The sequence below is a fragment of the uncultured Boseongicola sp. genome (assembly GCF_937988555.1).
GTDB lineage: Bacteria > Pseudomonadota > Alphaproteobacteria > Rhodobacterales > Rhodobacteraceae > Boseongicola.
In genome coordinates, this window is record NZ_CALJXO010000302.1 from 1 (window position 1) to 18288 (window position 18288).

Annotated in this window: 15 protein-coding genes; 13 read left to right on the plus strand and 2 right to left on the minus strand. The window is 56.1% G+C overall.

Going from position 1 to position 18288, the window contains the following annotated elements; genetic code table 11:
- Nucleotides 1-432: 432 nt before the first annotated feature.
- The gene (locus Q1B15_RS17795) at nucleotides 433-2319 is read right to left on the minus strand and encodes an AsmA family protein (protein WP_299756252.1); all 1887 of its coding nucleotides are present in this window, start codon (nucleotides 2317-2319) and stop codon (nucleotides 433-435) included.
- An 899-nt stretch (nucleotides 2320-3218) separates the two neighbouring features.
- On the opposite strand from Q1B15_RS17795, the gene Q1B15_RS17800 reads away from it, so the two are divergent.
- The 4 genes from Q1B15_RS17800 to Q1B15_RS17815 all read left to right on the plus strand — a co-directional run bounded on the left by Q1B15_RS17800 (nucleotide 3219) and on the right by Q1B15_RS17815 (nucleotide 5580).
- Nucleotides 3219-4061: a DUF932 domain-containing protein gene (locus Q1B15_RS17800; protein ID WP_299756286.1), complete on the plus strand. Its 843-nt coding sequence runs from the start codon at nucleotides 3219-3221 to the stop codon at nucleotides 4059-4061.
- 59 nt (nucleotides 4062-4120) lie between these two features.
- Nucleotides 4121-4291, plus strand: a complete 171-nt coding sequence (locus tag Q1B15_RS17805; RefSeq protein WP_299756255.1) for a hypothetical protein — start codon at nucleotides 4121-4123, stop codon at nucleotides 4289-4291.
- 30 nt (nucleotides 4292-4321) lie between these two features.
- Complete coding sequence (locus Q1B15_RS17810; RefSeq protein ID WP_299756257.1) at nucleotides 4322-4828, plus strand: hypothetical protein; 507 nt, start codon at nucleotides 4322-4324, stop codon at nucleotides 4826-4828.
- 236 nt (nucleotides 4829-5064) lie between these two features.
- On the plus strand, nucleotides 5065-5580 hold the full coding sequence (locus Q1B15_RS17815; RefSeq protein WP_299756260.1) for a hypothetical protein: 516 nt from the start codon (nucleotides 5065-5067) through the stop codon (nucleotides 5578-5580).
- A gap of 884 nt (nucleotides 5581-6464) precedes the next feature.
- On the opposite strand, the gene Q1B15_RS17820 is transcribed toward Q1B15_RS17815, so the two are convergent.
- The gene (locus Q1B15_RS17820) at nucleotides 6465-7385 is read right to left on the minus strand and encodes an AraC family transcriptional regulator (protein WP_299756263.1); all 921 of its coding nucleotides are present in this window, start codon (nucleotides 7383-7385) and stop codon (nucleotides 6465-6467) included.
- A 140-nt stretch (nucleotides 7386-7525) separates the two neighbouring features.
- On the opposite strand from Q1B15_RS17820, the gene Q1B15_RS17825 reads away from it, so the two are divergent.
- From Q1B15_RS17825 to Q1B15_RS17865, 9 genes are read left to right on the plus strand one after another with little or no spacing between them, the layout of a single operon-like run.
- Complete coding sequence (locus Q1B15_RS17825; protein WP_299756265.1) at nucleotides 7526-8911, plus strand: aldehyde dehydrogenase; 1386 nt, start codon at nucleotides 7526-7528, stop codon at nucleotides 8909-8911.
- Between the two features lie 50 nt (nucleotides 8912-8961).
- Nucleotides 8962-10161, plus strand: a complete 1200-nt coding sequence (locus tag Q1B15_RS17830; protein ID WP_299756267.1) for an amino acid ABC transporter substrate-binding protein — start codon at nucleotides 8962-8964, stop codon at nucleotides 10159-10161.
- Nucleotides 10162-10218: 57 nt separating this feature from the next.
- Nucleotides 10219-11085, plus strand: a complete 867-nt coding sequence (locus tag Q1B15_RS17835; protein ID WP_299756270.1) for a branched-chain amino acid ABC transporter permease — start codon at nucleotides 10219-10221, stop codon at nucleotides 11083-11085.
- The gene (locus Q1B15_RS17840; RefSeq protein ID WP_299756272.1) at nucleotides 11082-12017 is read left to right on the plus strand and encodes a branched-chain amino acid ABC transporter permease; all 936 of its coding nucleotides are present in this window, start codon (nucleotides 11082-11084) and stop codon (nucleotides 12015-12017) included. Before Q1B15_RS17835 ends, Q1B15_RS17840 begins: the two co-directional genes overlap by 4 nt.
- 1 nt (nucleotide 12018) lies before the next feature.
- Nucleotides 12019-12750: an ABC transporter ATP-binding protein gene (locus Q1B15_RS17845; protein WP_299756275.1), complete on the plus strand. Its 732-nt coding sequence runs from the start codon at nucleotides 12019-12021 to the stop codon at nucleotides 12748-12750.
- Nucleotides 12743-13888 (plus strand): ABC transporter ATP-binding protein, encoded by a 1146-nt coding sequence (locus tag Q1B15_RS17850; RefSeq protein ID WP_299756278.1) that lies wholly within the window; start codon nucleotides 12743-12745, stop codon nucleotides 13886-13888. The genes Q1B15_RS17845 and Q1B15_RS17850 overlap by 8 nt, the downstream gene beginning before the upstream one ends.
- 1 nt (nucleotide 13889) lies before the next feature.
- Nucleotides 13890-15356: an aldehyde dehydrogenase family protein gene (locus Q1B15_RS17855; RefSeq protein ID WP_299756280.1), complete on the plus strand. Its 1467-nt coding sequence runs from the start codon at nucleotides 13890-13892 to the stop codon at nucleotides 15354-15356.
- Between the two features lies 1 nt (nucleotide 15357).
- Nucleotides 15358-16164 (plus strand): coniferyl-alcohol dehydrogenase, encoded by an 807-nt coding sequence (locus tag Q1B15_RS17860; RefSeq protein ID WP_299756282.1) that lies wholly within the window; start codon nucleotides 15358-15360, stop codon nucleotides 16162-16164.
- A gap of 13 nt (nucleotides 16165-16177) precedes the next feature.
- Complete coding sequence (locus tag Q1B15_RS17865; RefSeq protein ID WP_299756284.1) at nucleotides 16178-17740, plus strand: flotillin domain-containing protein; 1563 nt, start codon at nucleotides 16178-16180, stop codon at nucleotides 17738-17740.
- Nucleotides 17741-18288: the final 548 nt, after the last annotated feature.

The window sequence follows — 18288 nt, forward strand, 5'->3', positions numbered from 1 at the left end:
CGCTTGCAGGCGCGCAGGTGGCTGGTCTGGGATGCAGGGCCGAGATTGCGCGATATCATATCGGCAATCATGCGGGCGCGAAGCGGTGTAATTGGTGTCGATTGTTGAATGTTCATCGGAATGTCCTCTGTCAATCGAGGCAAAATCACCTCGGCCAACAGCACACACCCGACACCAAAATCCGCGCAACAAATCCTTGTTCTGCGCAACACCCGCCACAATCGCCCCTATCGCGGAGCGATTTAGTGCATGAGCCCTTTTAGGAAATTCGTCGTGAGCGCGGCATTGGGCAGTTTGGGCGGAAACGGGTTTTTCGCTGCAATAGCGAAGTCACAACCCAAATACATTTAACAAAGGCATGCGCGCGCAGGTCAGGTTTGGGAACATTTGAATTATTTGCCGCGCAGTGGCTTATCGGACCGAAGTCCCAAGTCAGTCTCCAAAGAGGCTGCCAAGCCCTTGGCGCAGCTTGTTCTCAACTTTGTCTCTAACTTTGTCTTTGACCTTTTGTCTTTCTTCTTCCAATCGGACCTTCGCATCCGCTTCTATTTTGTTTTGCTCAAGGCGCAGTTTTTCCTTGGCGACAAATTTTAGATCCGGATAGATACGCGGCTTTGCCCATGGCCCTTCAATACGAACTGGAATCGAAAGACCTCTCGTGGCGTCGGTCTCGAAAACACGTGGGTTCAAAACATAGTCCAGCCTTTGACTGCCCAAATCGATCTCGCCCTGACCGCGTGCCTCAAACAAAGTTGCGCTGACGATAAGGTCGTTGTTCGTCAGCACCCCGTCCCTAATCAAAAAACTAGCGCTTAACGACTGAAAGATTGTTGTAGCTCTATCGCCCACAGCATCGCTGCCACCAAAGAGCGCAGCCAGATCAAAGCCCGTAATATCGCCTTGGCCAATGTCCAACGATCCCTCCCCCGAAAGAGAGCGCATAATCTGATCCAGAGATTGACCGACGCCCAGGAAAGATAGTTCCGTATTTCCCGCTCCCCGCATACGGTCAAATCCTGCTATGTCGGTCAGAAGCGCTTGGATCGCAACGGTTTGGCCCTCCATATCACCAGCAACGCTGAGGCCATTGCGATTGTTCACTACAAAACGGCCAACCAGATCACCGCCGAAGGCTTGGGCGCGCTGAATTTGCGCAACGGCGCGTGCATTGGCGATGGTAATCATCAAAGACACATCACGCATTTCGGTCGACCCCAGATCAACACTGGCAGCTTGGATACTGATATCGGCATCCAAGAGGCTCACGCCACTTGCGTCGATCAGGTCGCTCGACCATCCGGTGCCATCAGCAGGTTCACTGGCACTGCCTTCGGCGGCAGATAAGAATGCAAGGTTCAATGCGTTCGTAGTCAATGTTGCGCTAACAAATGGCACCTCAGTTAATACAACCGACAAAGGCCCCTGCAGCCGGTTCTCGCCAAAACGATAGCTGCCACTTGCGACTTCAATCTTGTCAGGGGCCATCGCCAAGGCACCGGAAACTTCGATGGGTAGGAACTCGGCAGACAGCGAGGTTTCCGCGCCCCCCATCAACGCAAGCAGCGCGCTGGGCGTGGGAAGCACGGCTGCAAAGTCGCCGCCAAGACGGCCATCAACTGAAGCATCGCCTGTGTAGTTTATCGTGTTCTGCCCAATCTTCGAGGACAGTGAAACACCCGTCATCTCGCCCGCAATTAGCGACGGCAGCGATACGATCTCGATATCAGCCGATGCGGTCTGCCCACCGGCAACAAAAGTGAGTGACGTCGTGAGGGGGGCCTCAACGCTCGACATAGAGGCCGTCACATTAACGCGCTCAAAAAGCAGGTCGGTCCCCGCAGCGTCGTCGCGATAGCTGATCGAGCCGTCTTGAATAGAGAGCGCGGCAAGCGATATCTCAGAGGGTTGCGATCCACCGTCGCTGCTTGTGCCGCCTGCGCTGTCAGCGCTCCAGTTCACGCGACCGTCACTGTCTTTGACAAGGTTCAAAGCCGGTCCGACCAAAGTGATCTCTTTAACGTCGATGCGCCGGGATATGAGGGCCCAAAGATCGACACCAACGCTCAAGGCCTCACCAGATATCAAAGGTACGTCGCCGGTCGTGCCTGCAATCTCAAAGGCACCCGTTCGAACACCAAGGTTTGGAAAAAGCTGTGGACGCAGCGATCCAGTTATCGTGACCTCCCGCCCAGACATTGAGGTGATCTGATCACCAGCGATCTTTGCCAGACGTTCTCCCGATATCAGGAACAAACTACCAACCAGAACAACAACAAGAACAACTAGCAAAGCGAACAGGCGGAACACTATCCGAAACACTGCAAAATCCTTTCCGATCCCATAACCTGACCCAACTGATTATTTTTGGAGTGTTAGTACAAGACCGGCTGGAACTCATCCTGTTTCTGGGCCGGTCTTCGTGCGGGCCAGAGACGGTTTCGTCCACGTTGCAGTATCGAGCGTCCGAAATGCTGCGCCATGCACGAGTGTTCGCGATGCCGTGCCGCGGCATCATTCTGGTTGTCTCTGGCAGTTTAGGGCAGGAAGCGCCTATCGGGCCTGTTACGGCCATGGTCACTTTGTCTCGCAAAACAGCCATTCGGCTGACCGGCGCTGAAGGTCCGTTTTTGTCCGTTTTGCGGAAGGTAAGACACTCGCAGCTATCGTAACTCCGAAATTGGCAATCCTTGGTATTAGGGCCAATCGCGCGCCATTGCCCTCGAGACCGGGCCTGGGGTCTCGTTGCCAGGCGGGTTTCCACGCAGGGTCCACGCCCTGAACTCCATACCCCAAATACCCTTGCACCGTCTCCTCCAGAGCTAGGACCCGCAACATGTGACCCCCTCGCCTCGGGCCGTTGTCATCTCCGCATTCGGGTGACGATCTCATTTCATACGCGCGCAGGATCAAAGATCCCTTGCCGTTTCTTGTTGGGTCAGGCGGGATTTGGGCACGCCAAACGCCCCCTTCCTGTCAGGGGGAAGGCGCAGCCTTCCCCCTCGGGCAATCCCATTAGACAGGGCCGTGTCCTCGGCTAACGCCTGCGGGCCGCACCACCCCCATCGAATGGCTTTGCCTCGCCCCCATCCGCGTTCGCCACGTGGCAGGTTTTAGAGACGACGCCCTTTCAGGGCCTTGCTCAAAACCAGCACCATTTGGGGATCAGCCTCAGCGGTCAAAGCACAAAGGATAAGGACATGAACACTTTCAATCGTTACATGCGCGGAATGTCGAATGGCGGATTGGCGACGGGTGAGGCCCTAACAAACGATCAGCTGCTCAAGGCGGTCCCATCGATCTTTGCCACTGAAGCCCACGAAAGCCGCAGCGACAGGTTCGTACCCGTTCCAACGATCGACGTTCTGGACGGCTTGCGCAAAGAAGGGTTCGATGCGTTCTTTGCCCAGCAGGCCCGTACCCGTATTGCCGGCAAAGCCGAGTTCACCAAACACATGATGCGCCTGCGCCATCGCTCAATCACCAACGCAGAGGGTGAGGCCTTCGAGATTGTTTTGGTCAACGCCAATGATGGCACCAGCAGCTATCAGATGATCCCCGGCTATTTCCGCTTTGTTTGTGCCAATGGCCTGATGGTGGGCGACACGTTCAATGAGGTGAAAGTGCGCCACTCCGGCAATGCCACATCGGAAGTGATCGAAGGCGCGTTTACCGTTCTGGACGATGCGGAAGACATCACCGAGCAGGTGCAGGCCTTCAAAGGCATCACGGTCAGCGATGCCGAGCGTACTATTCTGGCCGAAGCCGCACATCAATTGCGCTTTCCCGCTGCCCACAAGGAAGATGGCAAGCAGGCCCCGGTTGCAGCACAGAGGTTGCTTACCACGCGCCGGACCGATGATCGGGCGAGCGATCTTTGGACCGCGTTCAATGTCGTGCAGGAAAACACCCTCAAGGGCGGATTGTCGGGCCGCAGTCGTAACGCAGAAGGGCGCACCCGCCGCCAGCGCACGCGCGCGGTTGGCGGGATCGATCAGAACAAGGCACTAAACCGCGCCCTTTGGGCCCTGACCGAGCGCATGGCCGAGCTGAAAGCCACCTGAATAGCGGCGCGGTCTTTGAGGCCGCGTCTCTCACTCCCTGATCAAGGTGGAAAATCATCATGACAAATACAGTGTCACAAATCCCGCCTCACGCGCGGTTCAACACCCTTTGGAAAGGCGACGCGCTGGAGCAGTTCGAATGGTTCGAAATCATGCCGTGGCGGACCGACAAAAGCGAAGACGGTAGCGACCAGCGCGACCCCTATCAGGACATAGAAGGCGCCGCTTGAAGCGCGCAGCACGTTGAGAGGAAATAGATAATGAAACGCAAGATCGAAGAACGCTGCAGAGAGTGCGGCAGCACCGAGATCACGCATGACGCCATAGCGGAATGGGACAGCGAGAAGCAGGCGTATGTACTGATCGACACCCAGGAAGGGTGCTATTGCAACAGCGACGCATGTCAGGGCGACACCTGTCGCGTTGCAGAGTTCGATGTACTAACCGGCGAGGCCTTGGGACGCGCGCCGGGCGTAGTCGACTACATCCCGAAAGCGCAAGCGGATGCGGCATGGGCGGACTACCACAAAGAACGCAAGACTGAGCGCGAAGACGCCCTGTTGGAATGGATTGGTTCAGGCCGGGAGGACTGGGCCGCGAGCCAGTTTGCTGACGGTCTGCACGGCTATGTTCAAAGCAGAACGGATTACCTTGATACGTTCGCAACCGACGAGAAGGCGGTTGAGATTGACCCGGCAGCGCTGATGACCCTCAACGTGGCATCGAAAGTGTGCAAGGATACTCCCGGCTCGTTTGGCAATCTCTAGGACCCGGATGAAGTTCTGACTATTCTGGACGGATGGGCCGAGGAGGGTGACAAGGATGAGACATCCTTTTGGTTCGACCCGGAAAGCGCGGAGGATCGTATGACAATTCTGGCATGGTGCGAACAGGAGGGCCCGGATTTTGAGAACCGGATCTCTGAACTTGTGTGTTTCAATTTGTCGAACCAAAGCGAGGCGTCGGCTGCATTGGACGCCAAGCACCAGCGGGACCGTGCGTCATGACTGACATTCCATCAGCAGTCCGCCGTGTGTGGAAATCGGCTCAGCTCTATATCGGGTTTCATCGTGATCCGGAGGGCGAGAAGCGCGACACGCCCCATGTCTGGCCGCCCAAAAATGCGCACGCCACAATCCACAGCGACCCAGGTGAGCAGGAAGTGTTCCTGGTCCTCAAAGGCGCGGACGGCGACAGCGATCAGGACATACAGATCAAGCTTCGTCCTGACATGATCGTCTTGCGTCGAGATTTTGCCGAGGCATGGGAAGGCATAAAGATCGATGAAAAGACGGTAGCCGTCAAAGTCGGAGATGTATCGATCCGGATCAATCAGGATGGGTCGATCACACGTGAGGACGGCGACAGCACCACTTGGGTTGAGGCGGATGGCGGCGTCCTGAAGAAGACCGAGTTTGTGGAGGCATCGATGTCGCGGGACGGGGCCGAGTTGACGCGGCGCACTGCTGACAATCTGACCGCGATTACCGAACGCGGAATGGTGTCGAAAGATCGATAAGGCGCATGCCTTATCGAAAACGTCGAGAGCCTAGAAAAATACGTCTGTGGTAAATGCCCATCGATGTCCGGCAATTCGCTTCTCGCTCGCTTGTCCACTTTGATGTGTGGCGTTAGCGTAAACATGTTGCTTGTAGTATTGACGAGTTGGGCCGTGCCGCTTTCTCCCCGGCGCGGCCTTCTCTTTGTGTCCATAGGAGGACCAAAAGCTTCCCGATGCTGACGATCGCTGGGGTCCGTTCCGCGCGCTTTGATGCAGTTTGCGTTCAAAGAGCAGAGCTGGAGCTGCAGATTTTGGTAGTAAGGTCGGTCGGAGGCGTACTGGCCTCTTGGCATCGTTAATAACGAAAATAAGTGAGGGCGTTTGTTTTGGGGTGGGCGGCACTTTTGCTCATTATGTTGAGCGTCAAGGCGGGATTGAGAGAATGGCGCCTCGTTTCGCGAGTCTTAATAACGGCTGCGTTCTATCTCAGCGGCGCAGAACTGGTGATTGCCCTTCTTAAGAGGCCTTTCGCGGATTTGATGACGCTCCTTGCGTAAAAAGGGGCGTCCTGCGTCGCAGGACCAGGCTCTCGCTACCGCCCAAGCCACGTGGCGTCTTGGCCCTTCGGGTAACGATCCTTCGCACGGTCCCCAGATCGGCCAGCCGCAGCTACTCAAAGGCACTATCGGACGCAAAACGCTTGGTTGTTGAGACTTCGATAAGGTCTAACCCGTTTGGGAAACAGACATCAAAGTCAGAATTGTAGACCATCCTGACGGAGTCTGTTGCGTTCAATGGGCAGCATTTGTCTAGAAAGACCAAACCGCCGCCCCCGAGACCTACAGCGCCGAGCAGGCGCGTAGACCGTTTTGATAGTGTCGGCGATGTTTTTTTGCGACACCTCATGGCCAATCTGCGTAACTACCAACTTGCACCGAAGTCATATTGTCCCCCGGTTGCGTGCTTGCTTTGCGAAATGCCCCGGGGGGAACGCCCACTTCAGCTTTGAAAAACGCGCTGAATTGCGGCGTGCTGCGAAACCCGAGATGGTCGGCGATCTGATCCAATGTTTGATGCGAGCGTTGTAGCAAGGCCTGCGCTTCAAACGTCAGGCGGTCGCGGATAAGGCGCTGTGGTGGCTTGCCAAGTGTGCGACTACAAATGTCGTGTAACCGATCCGGAGACACGTCCAATTCAGCAGCAAACCGATGCACGGGCCAGCGTTCCCGCAGATGTGCTTCGACCAGATGGCGGAACCTTTCTAGGGTAAGATTTGCGGCTTTGTAGCTTTTGTCTTCGATCATTTCATTCACCCCAGCGCGCCAAAGCGATACAAGCATGATCCGGATTTGGGCCTCGATTACCGTCTCCATACCTGTTTGTCCTGCGTCAAGTTCTTTGAAGATTGCATCAAAACAGGCGGTAATCGTCCCGAGAATGGCGGGTTTCGCAGCGAGATTTAGCGTAAATTCTCGTGCCGACATCAGACGCAACGTTGCCGCTTCGGGTTTGTGACCGATGGCATTGCTCAATGTGGCATCGCCCAAGGTCATGATAACGCCATTGCTGCCTGCTTTTGCTTTGATGCGGGTGTCCGGTGACTTGGGCCCCCAATTAATGGCAGGCCCAACGATCGTCTCCTCGCTCTCTGGTTTGAGACGATATGCGCGGCCGGACAAAACCAAAATGCATTGCGAGGTCCGGCCAGGAAAATCGACCAATCCGCCCAAAAAACGGTCATCCAATCCGCTGCGAAAAAGTTCGGCATGAACTGTCGTTTGGCGCGCTGCAACAGGGGCGAAACCAGAGAATATGTTTTTCATCCCCAAATACTGACAATATTTGACCGGATATCAATATTTTTTGCGGCGTCTTTTCCTCTAGGCTGAACGAGCAGTCGCATTGGACGACATGCAGCGTGAACGTATGGAGGTGCGCTCACGCGGAATTTGGGGGGAGTTAAGTGCAACGTTCGGCTTTCAACCTGGCTATGGAAACCAGTGCAGATGAAACGACCTTGGTGGTCAACACTGCCGTGAATGCTGCCGCGTCGGCGTTTTCAGCGTGGTCTCGTTGGCCGACCTCAGAACGCGCCTTGGTCTTAGAAAAAATGATGGCGGTGTTGAATGACCACCGCGTGGAGTTCTGTGCACTTGCAGCTGAAGAAGTCGGAGCGTCCAAATCTTGGACTGAGTTCAACATTGATCTTGCGATTGGAATGCTCGCGCATGTCGCGAGCCTCGCCCCTGCTCTAGAGGATCATCAAGTCGTCGATCGACAGACCGGCAAACGCTCTATCATCCGCCGGCAAGCGGCGGGCGTGGTGCTGGGGATGGTTCCTTGGAATGCCCCGATTACGCTCGGGGTGCGCGCGATTGCAGGCGCATTAATGTGCGGCAACACCGCGGTGATGAAAGGATCAGAACATTGCCCCAAGACGCACCAGCATCTGGTCGATGCACTCAACAGTGCAGGACTGCCCGAAGGCGTTCTGACTTGCGTCGTTAGCCGCCCCGAAGAAGCGCATGACACAATGGTCCAGCTCATTGCGCACCCTTGCATTCGTCGGATTAACTTTACGGGGTCCACGCGGGTCGGTCGCGATGTTGCAATGGAAGCCGCACGCTATCTCAAACCTGCTCTGCTCGAATTATCCGGCAAAGCGCCTTTGATCGTATTGGACGATGCCGATCTGGATGCAGCAGTCGAAGCCGCCTGTTTTGGGGCGTTCTTCAACCAAGGACAGATTTGCATGTCCACCGATTGGATTATCGTCGTGAAGTCCGTGGCTGATGCATTTGTCGCCAAATTGCAGGTGCGGACACAGCAAATCAGGGCCGCTGATCCTGTGCACGAAGTCACCGTTTTAGGGCGCATGATTTCGGCAGAGGCGGCCCAACGGGTGAACGGATTAATCGAAGATGCTGTCTCAAAAGGTGCCCAGCTTTTGGTTGGCGGCCAAATCGATGGCTGCGTGATGCAGCCCGCATTGCTGGACGGCATTGCCGCCAATATGCGGATCTACCGAGAAGAAACATTCGGGCCACTGGCCAGCATCATGCGGGTACATGACGCTGAAGAAGCCGTTTCAATCGCCAATGATTCAGAGTTCGGCTTGAACGCGGCGGTTTTTTCCAACGACCTCAGTCGCGCGCAGTCAATCGCCGACCGGCTGGAATATGGCGTCGTTCAGATTAATGGGCCGACCGTACACGACGATCCCTCAATGCCATTCGGCGGCATGAAGAACAGCGGATATGGGCGCTTTGGCGGTGAGCAAGCGATCAATGAATTTACCGAACTTCGGTGGATAGCCACCCATCAAGAAGGCCACACACCGACACTTTGAAACCAGACGGGCACCTGCCCAAACGACCAATTGCAAACGGAGGATACGCAATGAACCGCAGACCATTTATGAAACTTGTCAGTGCACTGGCAATCGCAAGCGCATTGGCAGCAACCGCGGCCAGTGCCGAAAACATTCGCATCGGTGCTGTTGCACCCAAAACCGGCCCGCTTGCCGGTGGCGCGACCGTCACGCAGTGGCCATCAATTTATCTTTGGGTTGATCAGGTCAATGCCGCTGGCGGCCTGACCGTTGACGGCGAAAAGATGATGATCGAACTGATCGAATATGACGATCAAACCAACCCCGGCGAGACGATTAAGGCCGTTCAACGTCTCGCAACGCAAGACGACGCGCACTTCATCATCGCGCCCTATGGCACCGGTTTGAACCTTGCTGCCGCACCGCTTTTCGATCGCTACGGTTATCCACAAATTGCGGTGTCGGCCATTACCGACCAGCAAGCTGATCTATCCGCAAAGTTCCCAAACATGTTCTTCACATTGGGCACGACCACCGCACTTGCCGCCGACGTTGTAAATGTTCTCAGCGATATGCGTGATGCGGGTCAAATGGGTGACAAAGTGGCAATGGTCAACGTGGCCGATGCCTTTGGGATCGAATTGGCAACGGCTGCCAAACCTCTCTTCGAAGAGGCTGGTTTCAGCATTGTCTATGAAACATCCTACCCACTTGGCACGCAGGATTTGTCACCTGTCATCAAAGGTGCCGCCGCAGCTGAACCCGATGCCTTCGTGGCATGGTCCTATCCGCCGGACACCTTCGCCCTGACCGAACAAGCGATGATCGAAAACCTTGACGTCAAGGCATTCTACACCGCTGTTGCCACCCCATTTCCGGGCTATGGCGCACGTTTTGGTGCCGCCGCAGAGGGCGTTTTGGGTGCCGGTGGTGTTAACCCTGAAAGCCCCGCTTTCATGGAATACGCAGCAGCCCACGAAGCTGTGACTGACTCAAAGCCTGACTATTGGGCCTCTGCAACAACATATGCATCCCTCGAAATCTTGGCGCAATCGATCGAGGCCGTCGGTCTCGACCGCGCAGCGGTGACGGCACACCTCAAAGAAAGCACGTTCGAGACGATCCTTGGTCCAATCAGCTTTGATGAAAACAACTCAAACGCTGATTTCTGGACCGTGGGCCAATGGCAAGGCGGTGTATTCAGGGGAGTCGCCTCGCGCGGGCGCGATGGAACTGTGCCAGTCATCTTGAAAGACGGCTGGAAGTAAGGCCAGTCGGGGCGGCGGTCACGCCGTCCCGAACAACTCTAAAAAGGAAACACCACCTTGGACATTCTGATCACAGGTATATTGCTCGGCGGCACCTATGCATTGATCGCGATGGGGCTTAACCTGCAATATGGCGTTGCGCGGATCATGAATCTCGCCAATGGTGAAATTCTGGTGGCTGGGGGCTACTTTGCCTTTATCGCCTACACGGCCGCGCAGCTTAGTCCAATTTTGACGATCTTTTTGGTCGCACCTGTCGCCTTTGTCCTGAATTGGCTGATCTATCGTGTGATGCTGCAACCTTTGGTCAACCGTGCCAAAAACCGTGGTCAGTTGGAAACCGACAGTATCCTTTCGACATTCGGTCTGTCCTTCATTGGCGTTGGACTGATGCTGAGTTTCTTTGGCGGCGACTACTTTTCCTACAGCTTCATGGCCGTGCCAGTTGAATTGCTTGGCAATACTTATGGCGCGAACCGCGTGCTGTCATTTGTCATGGCTGTATTGATCTGTGGCGCTCTTTATATTTGGCTGAACCGCTCGCGATCGGGTCTGTCGATCCGCGCAATTGCAACGGCTCCCGCGTCGGCCCGTCTGGTCGGGATTGACGTAAAGAACTTATCAGCGCTGGCTTTCGCACTTGGCGGGGCGGTGACAGCAGTTGGCGGCGCACTCATCTCAACCTACCTGACGCTGGATGCGTCAACAGGTGTCGTCTTTACACTCAAAGCATTGATCATCGTCATCATGGGCGGCGTCGGCGACGTGCGCGGCACAATCATCGCCGCTTTGCTGTTGGGTATTCTTGAAACAGTCGTCGCAAGCCTGCTTGACCCCGGTCTGACGCTCGCCGCTGCATATGTCATGTTCTTGGGCATCTTGCTGTTCCGCCCACAGGGCCTATTCGGAAAGAAGCCGACATGAGCCTAACCGGAACAGATGTCCGCAACCTCTGCCTTGCCGCATTTGCCTTTGCGATCTGCGCCCTGCTGCCATTTGGCGACAACGGCTATTGGCTAGGGCTTGGTGTTACAATTGCAATGTTCACAACGCTTGCCACGTCATGGGCGCTGTTCTCGGGGCCGACCCATTATATCAGCTTGGCCACCGCCGCCTTCTTTGGGGTGGGGACCTATGTGACAGGATTGGGCATCGACATCCTGCCCTTCTGGTCCTTGGTGGGTCTTGCAGGGCTGATCGGCGCAGTTCTCGCCGCACTCGTCGGTCTTGCGACATTACGCTTATCTGGCGTGTATTTCGTGATCTTCACACTTGGGCTGGCAGAACTGGTCCGGCAAGTCATCACATGGGTACAGAACAATACGGGCCAAAAAGGTCTCTACGTCCTGACAGATCTGGACGAAGCAGGCATCTATTGGTGGCTCCTCGGTCTTGCCGGTGTTGTTTTTCTTGCGGGCTGGTTGATCGGACGATCACGCCTCGGGTTCGCTCTTCGGATCATCGGTGATGATGAAACAGTCGCCGCCCATTCAGGCATCAATACCGCCCGCGCCAAAGTCTTGTTGTTTATGGTGCCTGGTGCGGTTGCGGCGATGACCGGTGCGGTCCTCGCGCCGCGCTATGTCTATATCGAACCATCCCTTGCCTTTGCGCCGATCCTGTCATTTCAGGTGGTGATCATGGCACTCCTCGGCGGGGCCTCGCGACTATGGGGGCCATTGGTCGGGGTCATCCCCTTCACGTTCCTGCTAGAGGCCGTTTCGTCGAATTTTCCGAACCAGACAACATTGGTCATTGGCATCGCGTTCTTGGTCATCGTCTATCTCTTGCCCAATGGCTTCGTTGGATTGCTCGACCAAATACTGCATCGGGTCAACACAAGGGAGGCTTCATAACATGGCAACTCCCGTCCTATCCCTACGGGGTGTCACCAAACGCTTTGGCGGCCTTGTCGCTGTCAACGCCATGGACTTCGACGTGACCGAGCGTGAAGTCGTAGGCCTACTCGGGCCTAACGGCTCAGGTAAATCCACCACATTGAACCTTGTTTCCGGCGCACTGCCCCTGACCTCTGGCAACGTTTCGCTATGGGGCAACCGGATTTCCGGCCTTCCCGCCCAAGCGATTAATCGCAAAGGCGTAAGCCGGACGTTCCAACTGGTGCGGTTGTTGCCCTCAATGAAAGTACGCGAAAACGTCATGGCAGGCGCGGTCTTTGGCCACCGTCGCCGGTGGGGGCATGATGCGCGCGACCATGCGGAACAATTGCTCGAAAAGGTAGGCCTTGGTGGTAAAGGCGACATGTCCCTCGGCCAACTCACCTATATCGACACCAAGCGGGTCGAGCTTGCCCGTACCTTAGCCAGCGATCCCAAAGTCTTGCTGCTGGATGAGTGGCTGGCAGGTCTCAATCCGACCGAGCTGAAGATCGGGATCACCCTAATCAAGTCACTTCGCGATGAAGGCCGCACAATCATTCTGGTCGAGCACGTGATGGATGCCATCAGGTCCCTGTGTGATCGCTGTGTTGTCATGGCGGCAGGAACCAAAATTGCTGAAGGGACGCCCACACAGGTCCTATCCGACAAAGAGGTCATCCGCGCCTATCTGGGAGATGACGATGCTTGAACTCTCGAAAGTAACGGTCAGGTACGGCCAGCACCGCGCCTTGGAAGACGCGTCCGTCAAAGTGTCCAAAGGCGAGATCGTCGTCATCCTCGGTGCCAACGGCGCAGGAAAATCGACGTTGCTCAAAGCCGCCAGCGGCATTTGCGAAGGCGTCGTTGCAGGGGACATTCGCCTTGACGGAACAAATCTTGCCGGCCTTGCCGCCAACAAAATCGTTGATGCTGGCCTTGCACTCGTCCCCGAAGGGCGCGGCGTCTTTCCTGATCTGACGGTGCGCGAAAACCTGACGCTAGGGGCCTATGCTGCGCGGGCGCGCGACGATGAAAAGATGACGCTCGACCGCGTCTATGGCTTGTTTCCAAAGCTGGCCGAACGCAGCAAACAGATCGTCGGGACCATGTCAGGCGGCGAACAGCAGATGGTCGCCATCGGGCGCGCGATGATGTCAAACCCGACAATCCTGATGCTGGACGAACCCTCGCTTGGGCTTTCGCCATTGCTCTCAAAAGAGCTGTTTCAAAACCTTGCGCGGGTCAGAGACCTCGGCATTGGAGTGCTCATGGTCGAACAAAACGCCAAGCAATCTCTGGCGATCGCGGATCGGGGCTATTTGATCGAGAACGCACATGTTGTGCATCAAGACAGCGCCGAAAACCTGATGCGTGATCCGGCTGTGCAGGCGGCCTATCTCGGCGTTGGCAGTAGCGAAGAAACCGCAGCGCCGGAACCCGCGACAGACATGCCTGAAACCGTCACAGAGGCATTCACCGTCAGACCCCGCAGCCAGAAAACGCAATCGGCTGATGCGATTTTGGGTCGTTCCGTGGCTGACCTTGTCGCCGCAGCCAGCAGTCAAAGTGTGACCGCGACTGCGCAAAAGCGTCTCGATCCCAGTCGCACATCAAGCACGAAAATCCCGAAGGATCGTCTGGCCGCTGCCCTTGCGGATATTGAACGCAGCGCGATCAACGCCCGCAATCGCCCGAAACTGAAACCATTGCCAAACCGCCACGCAGTGCCGCCCATCCCAGACCAAGTGCCGGATGCCAAGCCACGCCCCGTCATCGAAGTCTACCGCGCACCACGCGTTGAAGTGTATCGCCGGCAGCCAGATGGCAGCGGCTTTGAAAGGAAATAGGATGCTGGACTCTCACACGCAGATCAAAGGCATGTACATCGGAGGAAATTGGGTGTCCTCGGGCCCCATGTTCGATGACATCAATCCATCGACCGGCGCGGTTTGGGCACACATTCCCGAAGGCGGGCGCACCGAAGCACGCGATGCAATCGCCGCGGCGCAAGCCGCCTTTCCTGCCTGGGCGGCCTTACATTTTCAGGACCGCGCCAAAATACTGCTAAAGGCTGCCGACGTCTGGGAAGCCCGCAAAATGGACTATGTCGCTGCTGCCCAGTCCGAGGGCGGCGGTTGGTTTGGCAAGGGCATGTTCGAAGCCGGCTATGTGGCAGATGTCTTCCGCGCTGCCGCCGCCATGTGTTACAATGCTGTTGGCGAAATCCTGCCCTCGCAACATGGCAAAGTCTCGATGGTCGAACGGGTCCCTATGGGCGTCGTCAGCGTGATCAGCCCATGGAACATGCCCGGCATTCTAACCGCACGGGGATTTGCCTTCCCACTTGCCGCAGGCAACACAATCGTCCTGAAACCCTCCGAAGATACCCCCTATGCAGGCGGCCTTTTCTTTGCCGAAGTCATGGAAGAAGCGGGCATCCCAAAAGGTGTGTTCAACGTTGTGACCTGCTCTCGTGACCGCGTGTCTGAGATGGGGGATGAACTGGTCGAGAATCCGATTGTGAAGGGTATTTCCTTCACCGGCTCCACCCTTATTGGTCGCCAGATTGCGGCCAAAGCCGGCGCGCATCTCAAAAAGGCCTGCGTCGAACTCGGCGGCAAAGATAGTCTGATAGTGCTGGAAGATGCGGACATGGATCGGGCAACATCTGCGGCGAGCTTCGGCAGCTTCATGCACCAAGGCCAGATTTGCATGTCCGTCGAAAAGGTGCTGGTCCAAGAAAGCATATATCCTGACTTCCTACGCCAGTTCGTCGCCCGCGCAGCCAGGCTGAAAACCGGCGACACCGCCGACAAATCCAACGTGATCGGCCCGCTGATCAACGACCGGCAGGTCGAACGCGTGAAATTCCAAATTGAAGACGCACTCGCAAAAGGTGCCAAAGCCGTGTTGGGCGGGCGCGTCTGGGACCGGTTTGTGGAACCGACAATCCTGACCAACGTGACCCCGGATATGGCCGTCTGGCGGGACGAAACCTTTGGTCCCGTGGCCGTGGTCGTGCCGTTCCGTACCGATGCAGAAGCCATCGCCCTGAACAACGACACTGAATATGGGCTCAGTTCTGGCATTATCACGGCTGATGAGAACCGCGCGCTTGAGATGTCACGCAAGCTTGAAACCGGGATGTGCCATGTGAATTGCTCATCCGTAAACGACGAACCCCACGTGCCCTTCGGCGGCAGCAAAGCCTCAGGCGTTGGAAAACATGGGGGGAAATGGTCGATGGAAACCTTTACCGAAACGCGCTGGATCACGCTTGATCGTGGCGGCCGGCCCTTCCCACCGGTGTTTTGATATGAGCTGGGAACGCGCACCCTTGTTGAAGGGCAAAACGATTGTTGTGACAGGCTCGGCCTCTGGCATCGGATTTGAGACTGCGCGGGTCTGTACCGCCATGGGCGCAAAAGTCTTAGGCATTGATCTGACCAAACGGTTTGACCACGTCGAAGAATTCTATCGCGCAGATTTGTCCGATGGAGCGACAATTGATGCGCTGATTGACGTGCTGCCCAAAGGCATTGACGGGATCGCCAATATCGCAGGTCTGCCCCCGACAGCGCCTGCAGATAAGGTTCTGGCGGTGAACCTATTCGGGCTGAAACATCTGACCCTTGGCTTAATCCCAAAACTGAACGACGGGGCCAGCATTGTAAATTTGGCCTCGCTTGCGGGCTTTGGCTGGCCGGACGCGATCCCGGCAATCCGCGCCAGCGAGACCATCCATGTCGACGACGCCGCACGCTTTGCAAGAGATCACCAGATCACCAATGAAGGTGGTCGCAGCTACTTTTTTTCCAAAGAAGCGCTGATCGCCTGGACCATGCAAAACCGTTGGACCTGGCGCGATCGGGACATCCGGATGAACTCGGTCAGCCCGGGGCCCGTCGACACACCAATCCTCGGTGATTTCCTGGAAACGCTCGGCACGCGCGCCGAAGAAGATGCCCGCATCATGGACCGCCCCGGCACGCCACAAGACCTTGCACCAATCGTCGCGTTCCTGCTGTCAGACATGACTGTATGGATACGTGGAACCAATATTCCCGCCGACGGCGGTATGTCATCAAACATCCTGTGCGGAATGCACGGGCTGTCATCTTAAAGGAGGCCAACTCATGTCTGCACTGGCTTGGATTATCATCATTCTCATTGTTGCGACGGTCATCATCGGTTTAGCGGCGGCCTTTTATCAACGCGCAACAAATGAAGTCGCTCTTGTACGGACTGGCCTTGGCGGTCGGCGGGTCATCATCGACGGCGGCACACTAGCGATCCCCTTCTTCCACGAGATTAACCGCGTGAACATGCAAACCTTGCGCATGGACGTCGCCCGCTCTGGTGAATCCTCTCTGATCACCAAGGACCGCTTGCGGGTAGATGTTGGTGCCGAATTCTACGCAAGCGTCACGCCAAGCGATGATGCGGTGACGCGTGCGGCGCAGACTTTGGGCAAACGGGTCTTTCAACCTGATCAGCTCAAAAACCTGATCGATGGGATGATGATCGATGCATTGCGGTCTGTGGCAGCACAAATGACAATGGACGAACTTCATGAAAACCGCGCAAGCTTTGTCAAACAAGTCCGAGAGGTTTTGACCGACACGCTTGCGAAATACGGGCTGCAACTTGATTCCGTATCGTTGACGGCCCTTGACCAGACACCATTTGCAGCGCTGGACGAAAACAATGCGTTTAACGCTGTTGGTATGCGCAAACTGGCCGAGGTCATCGCGAAATCCAAGAAGGAACGCGCCGAAATTGAAGGCGATAGTCAGGTCAGCGTAGCCCGCGCCGCAATGGAATCCGAGCGTCGCAAACTTGAAATCAACCTTGATCAACGGCGTGCTGAAATCGCACAAACCCAAGAGATTGAAACACTCGTCGCCGCACAGTTTTCGGAAATCGCAGCACGAAAAGCAGACAGCGAACGCGCTGCCGCACACGCGCGAATTGAGATGGAACAAGATATTGCATCAGCTGATATCGCCAAAGAACAGACTTTGCGAACGGCCGAAATCGCACAGGCGCTCGCCCTCGAAGCGGCTGAACAAGACCGTGCAATTTCCTTTGCCGCAAAGTCTCAGGAAGAAAGCCGCGCCCACGCCGATGCAGACACGGCCCGCATAGATTCCGTGAAAGCGGCTGAGGCGGTCCAAACCACCCGCCAAATGGCCGAAGCCGAACGGCGCAAGGCATTGGCCCTGATGGCGGCCCAAGAACAGGCCGAAGCCACCGCCGTACGTGCCAAAATCACGGCAGCAAGTGACAAAGCGACAGCCGCTGACAAAACGGCTGCCAAGCGCGAAGAGGCTGAAGCACTTAAGGCTATGAAGCTGGCCGAAACCGAAGCTAGCCTTGCCCAGATCAACGCAGAAAACGCGCGGTCCGATGCGCAAGTTGCGATGGAGCTGGAACTGGCACGCCTTCAAGCGCTCCCCAAAATTCTCGCCGAAATGGTCAAGCCTGCGGAAAAGATCACGGGTATTTCGATCAACCAAATGAGTGGTTTGGAGCGTACGGGTGGCGCGGGATCAACCTCGCCTATCAATCAAACGGTTGAGGCTATCATGGACATGGCTGTTTCTCTGCCAGCCCTGCAGAAACTTGGTGATCGTATCGGGGTCGATGTTGATGCGACTTTGTCGAAAGCCCCGACAAAGCCAATAGATGATACCTAAGCAAAGCGACGAAAAAGAATATCAGCGGCACAGTTCGCGTCCGCGCGTTCGTATTGCGAGCACCCTAGTTGCGTTGCTCTTAAATGTTATGGGACGTGAAGGTTTCATTCTCTGCTCCGCCGCAAATCATAATGCCAGTCTCTGATCAAAAATGTCTTGCTATACAGAAGCCATCCACACAATATATTTGCCACGCCACGATCAATGGTAGCAAATCCTGCACAGCGGTCATCAGTGCGAGTAAAAGCGAAGGCCTGCTTTCCCCCGAGGCGATTTTTGCTGCGTTTAAAAGTAGCCGTTGGTGCCGCCGCAGCGAATGTCTCAAAAGTGTAGGTTTCTCGGACGCCACGCGCGGCGTTTGGGTGGCGCGGAGCGTTGCCTGGCGTCGGAGAAGCGCTCAAGCGGGAAATCGCGGGGTTGGGCTTGGTGGAACAGCGGTATCTATGGGGATTTGATGGGTGCGGCTGCTTTGGCTTTGCTCTTTCGCACGCGTGTCTGGCAGCTTTTAGGGGCGACCTGAGCGGGCGTTTTGCGTTTTTTTGGTCGAT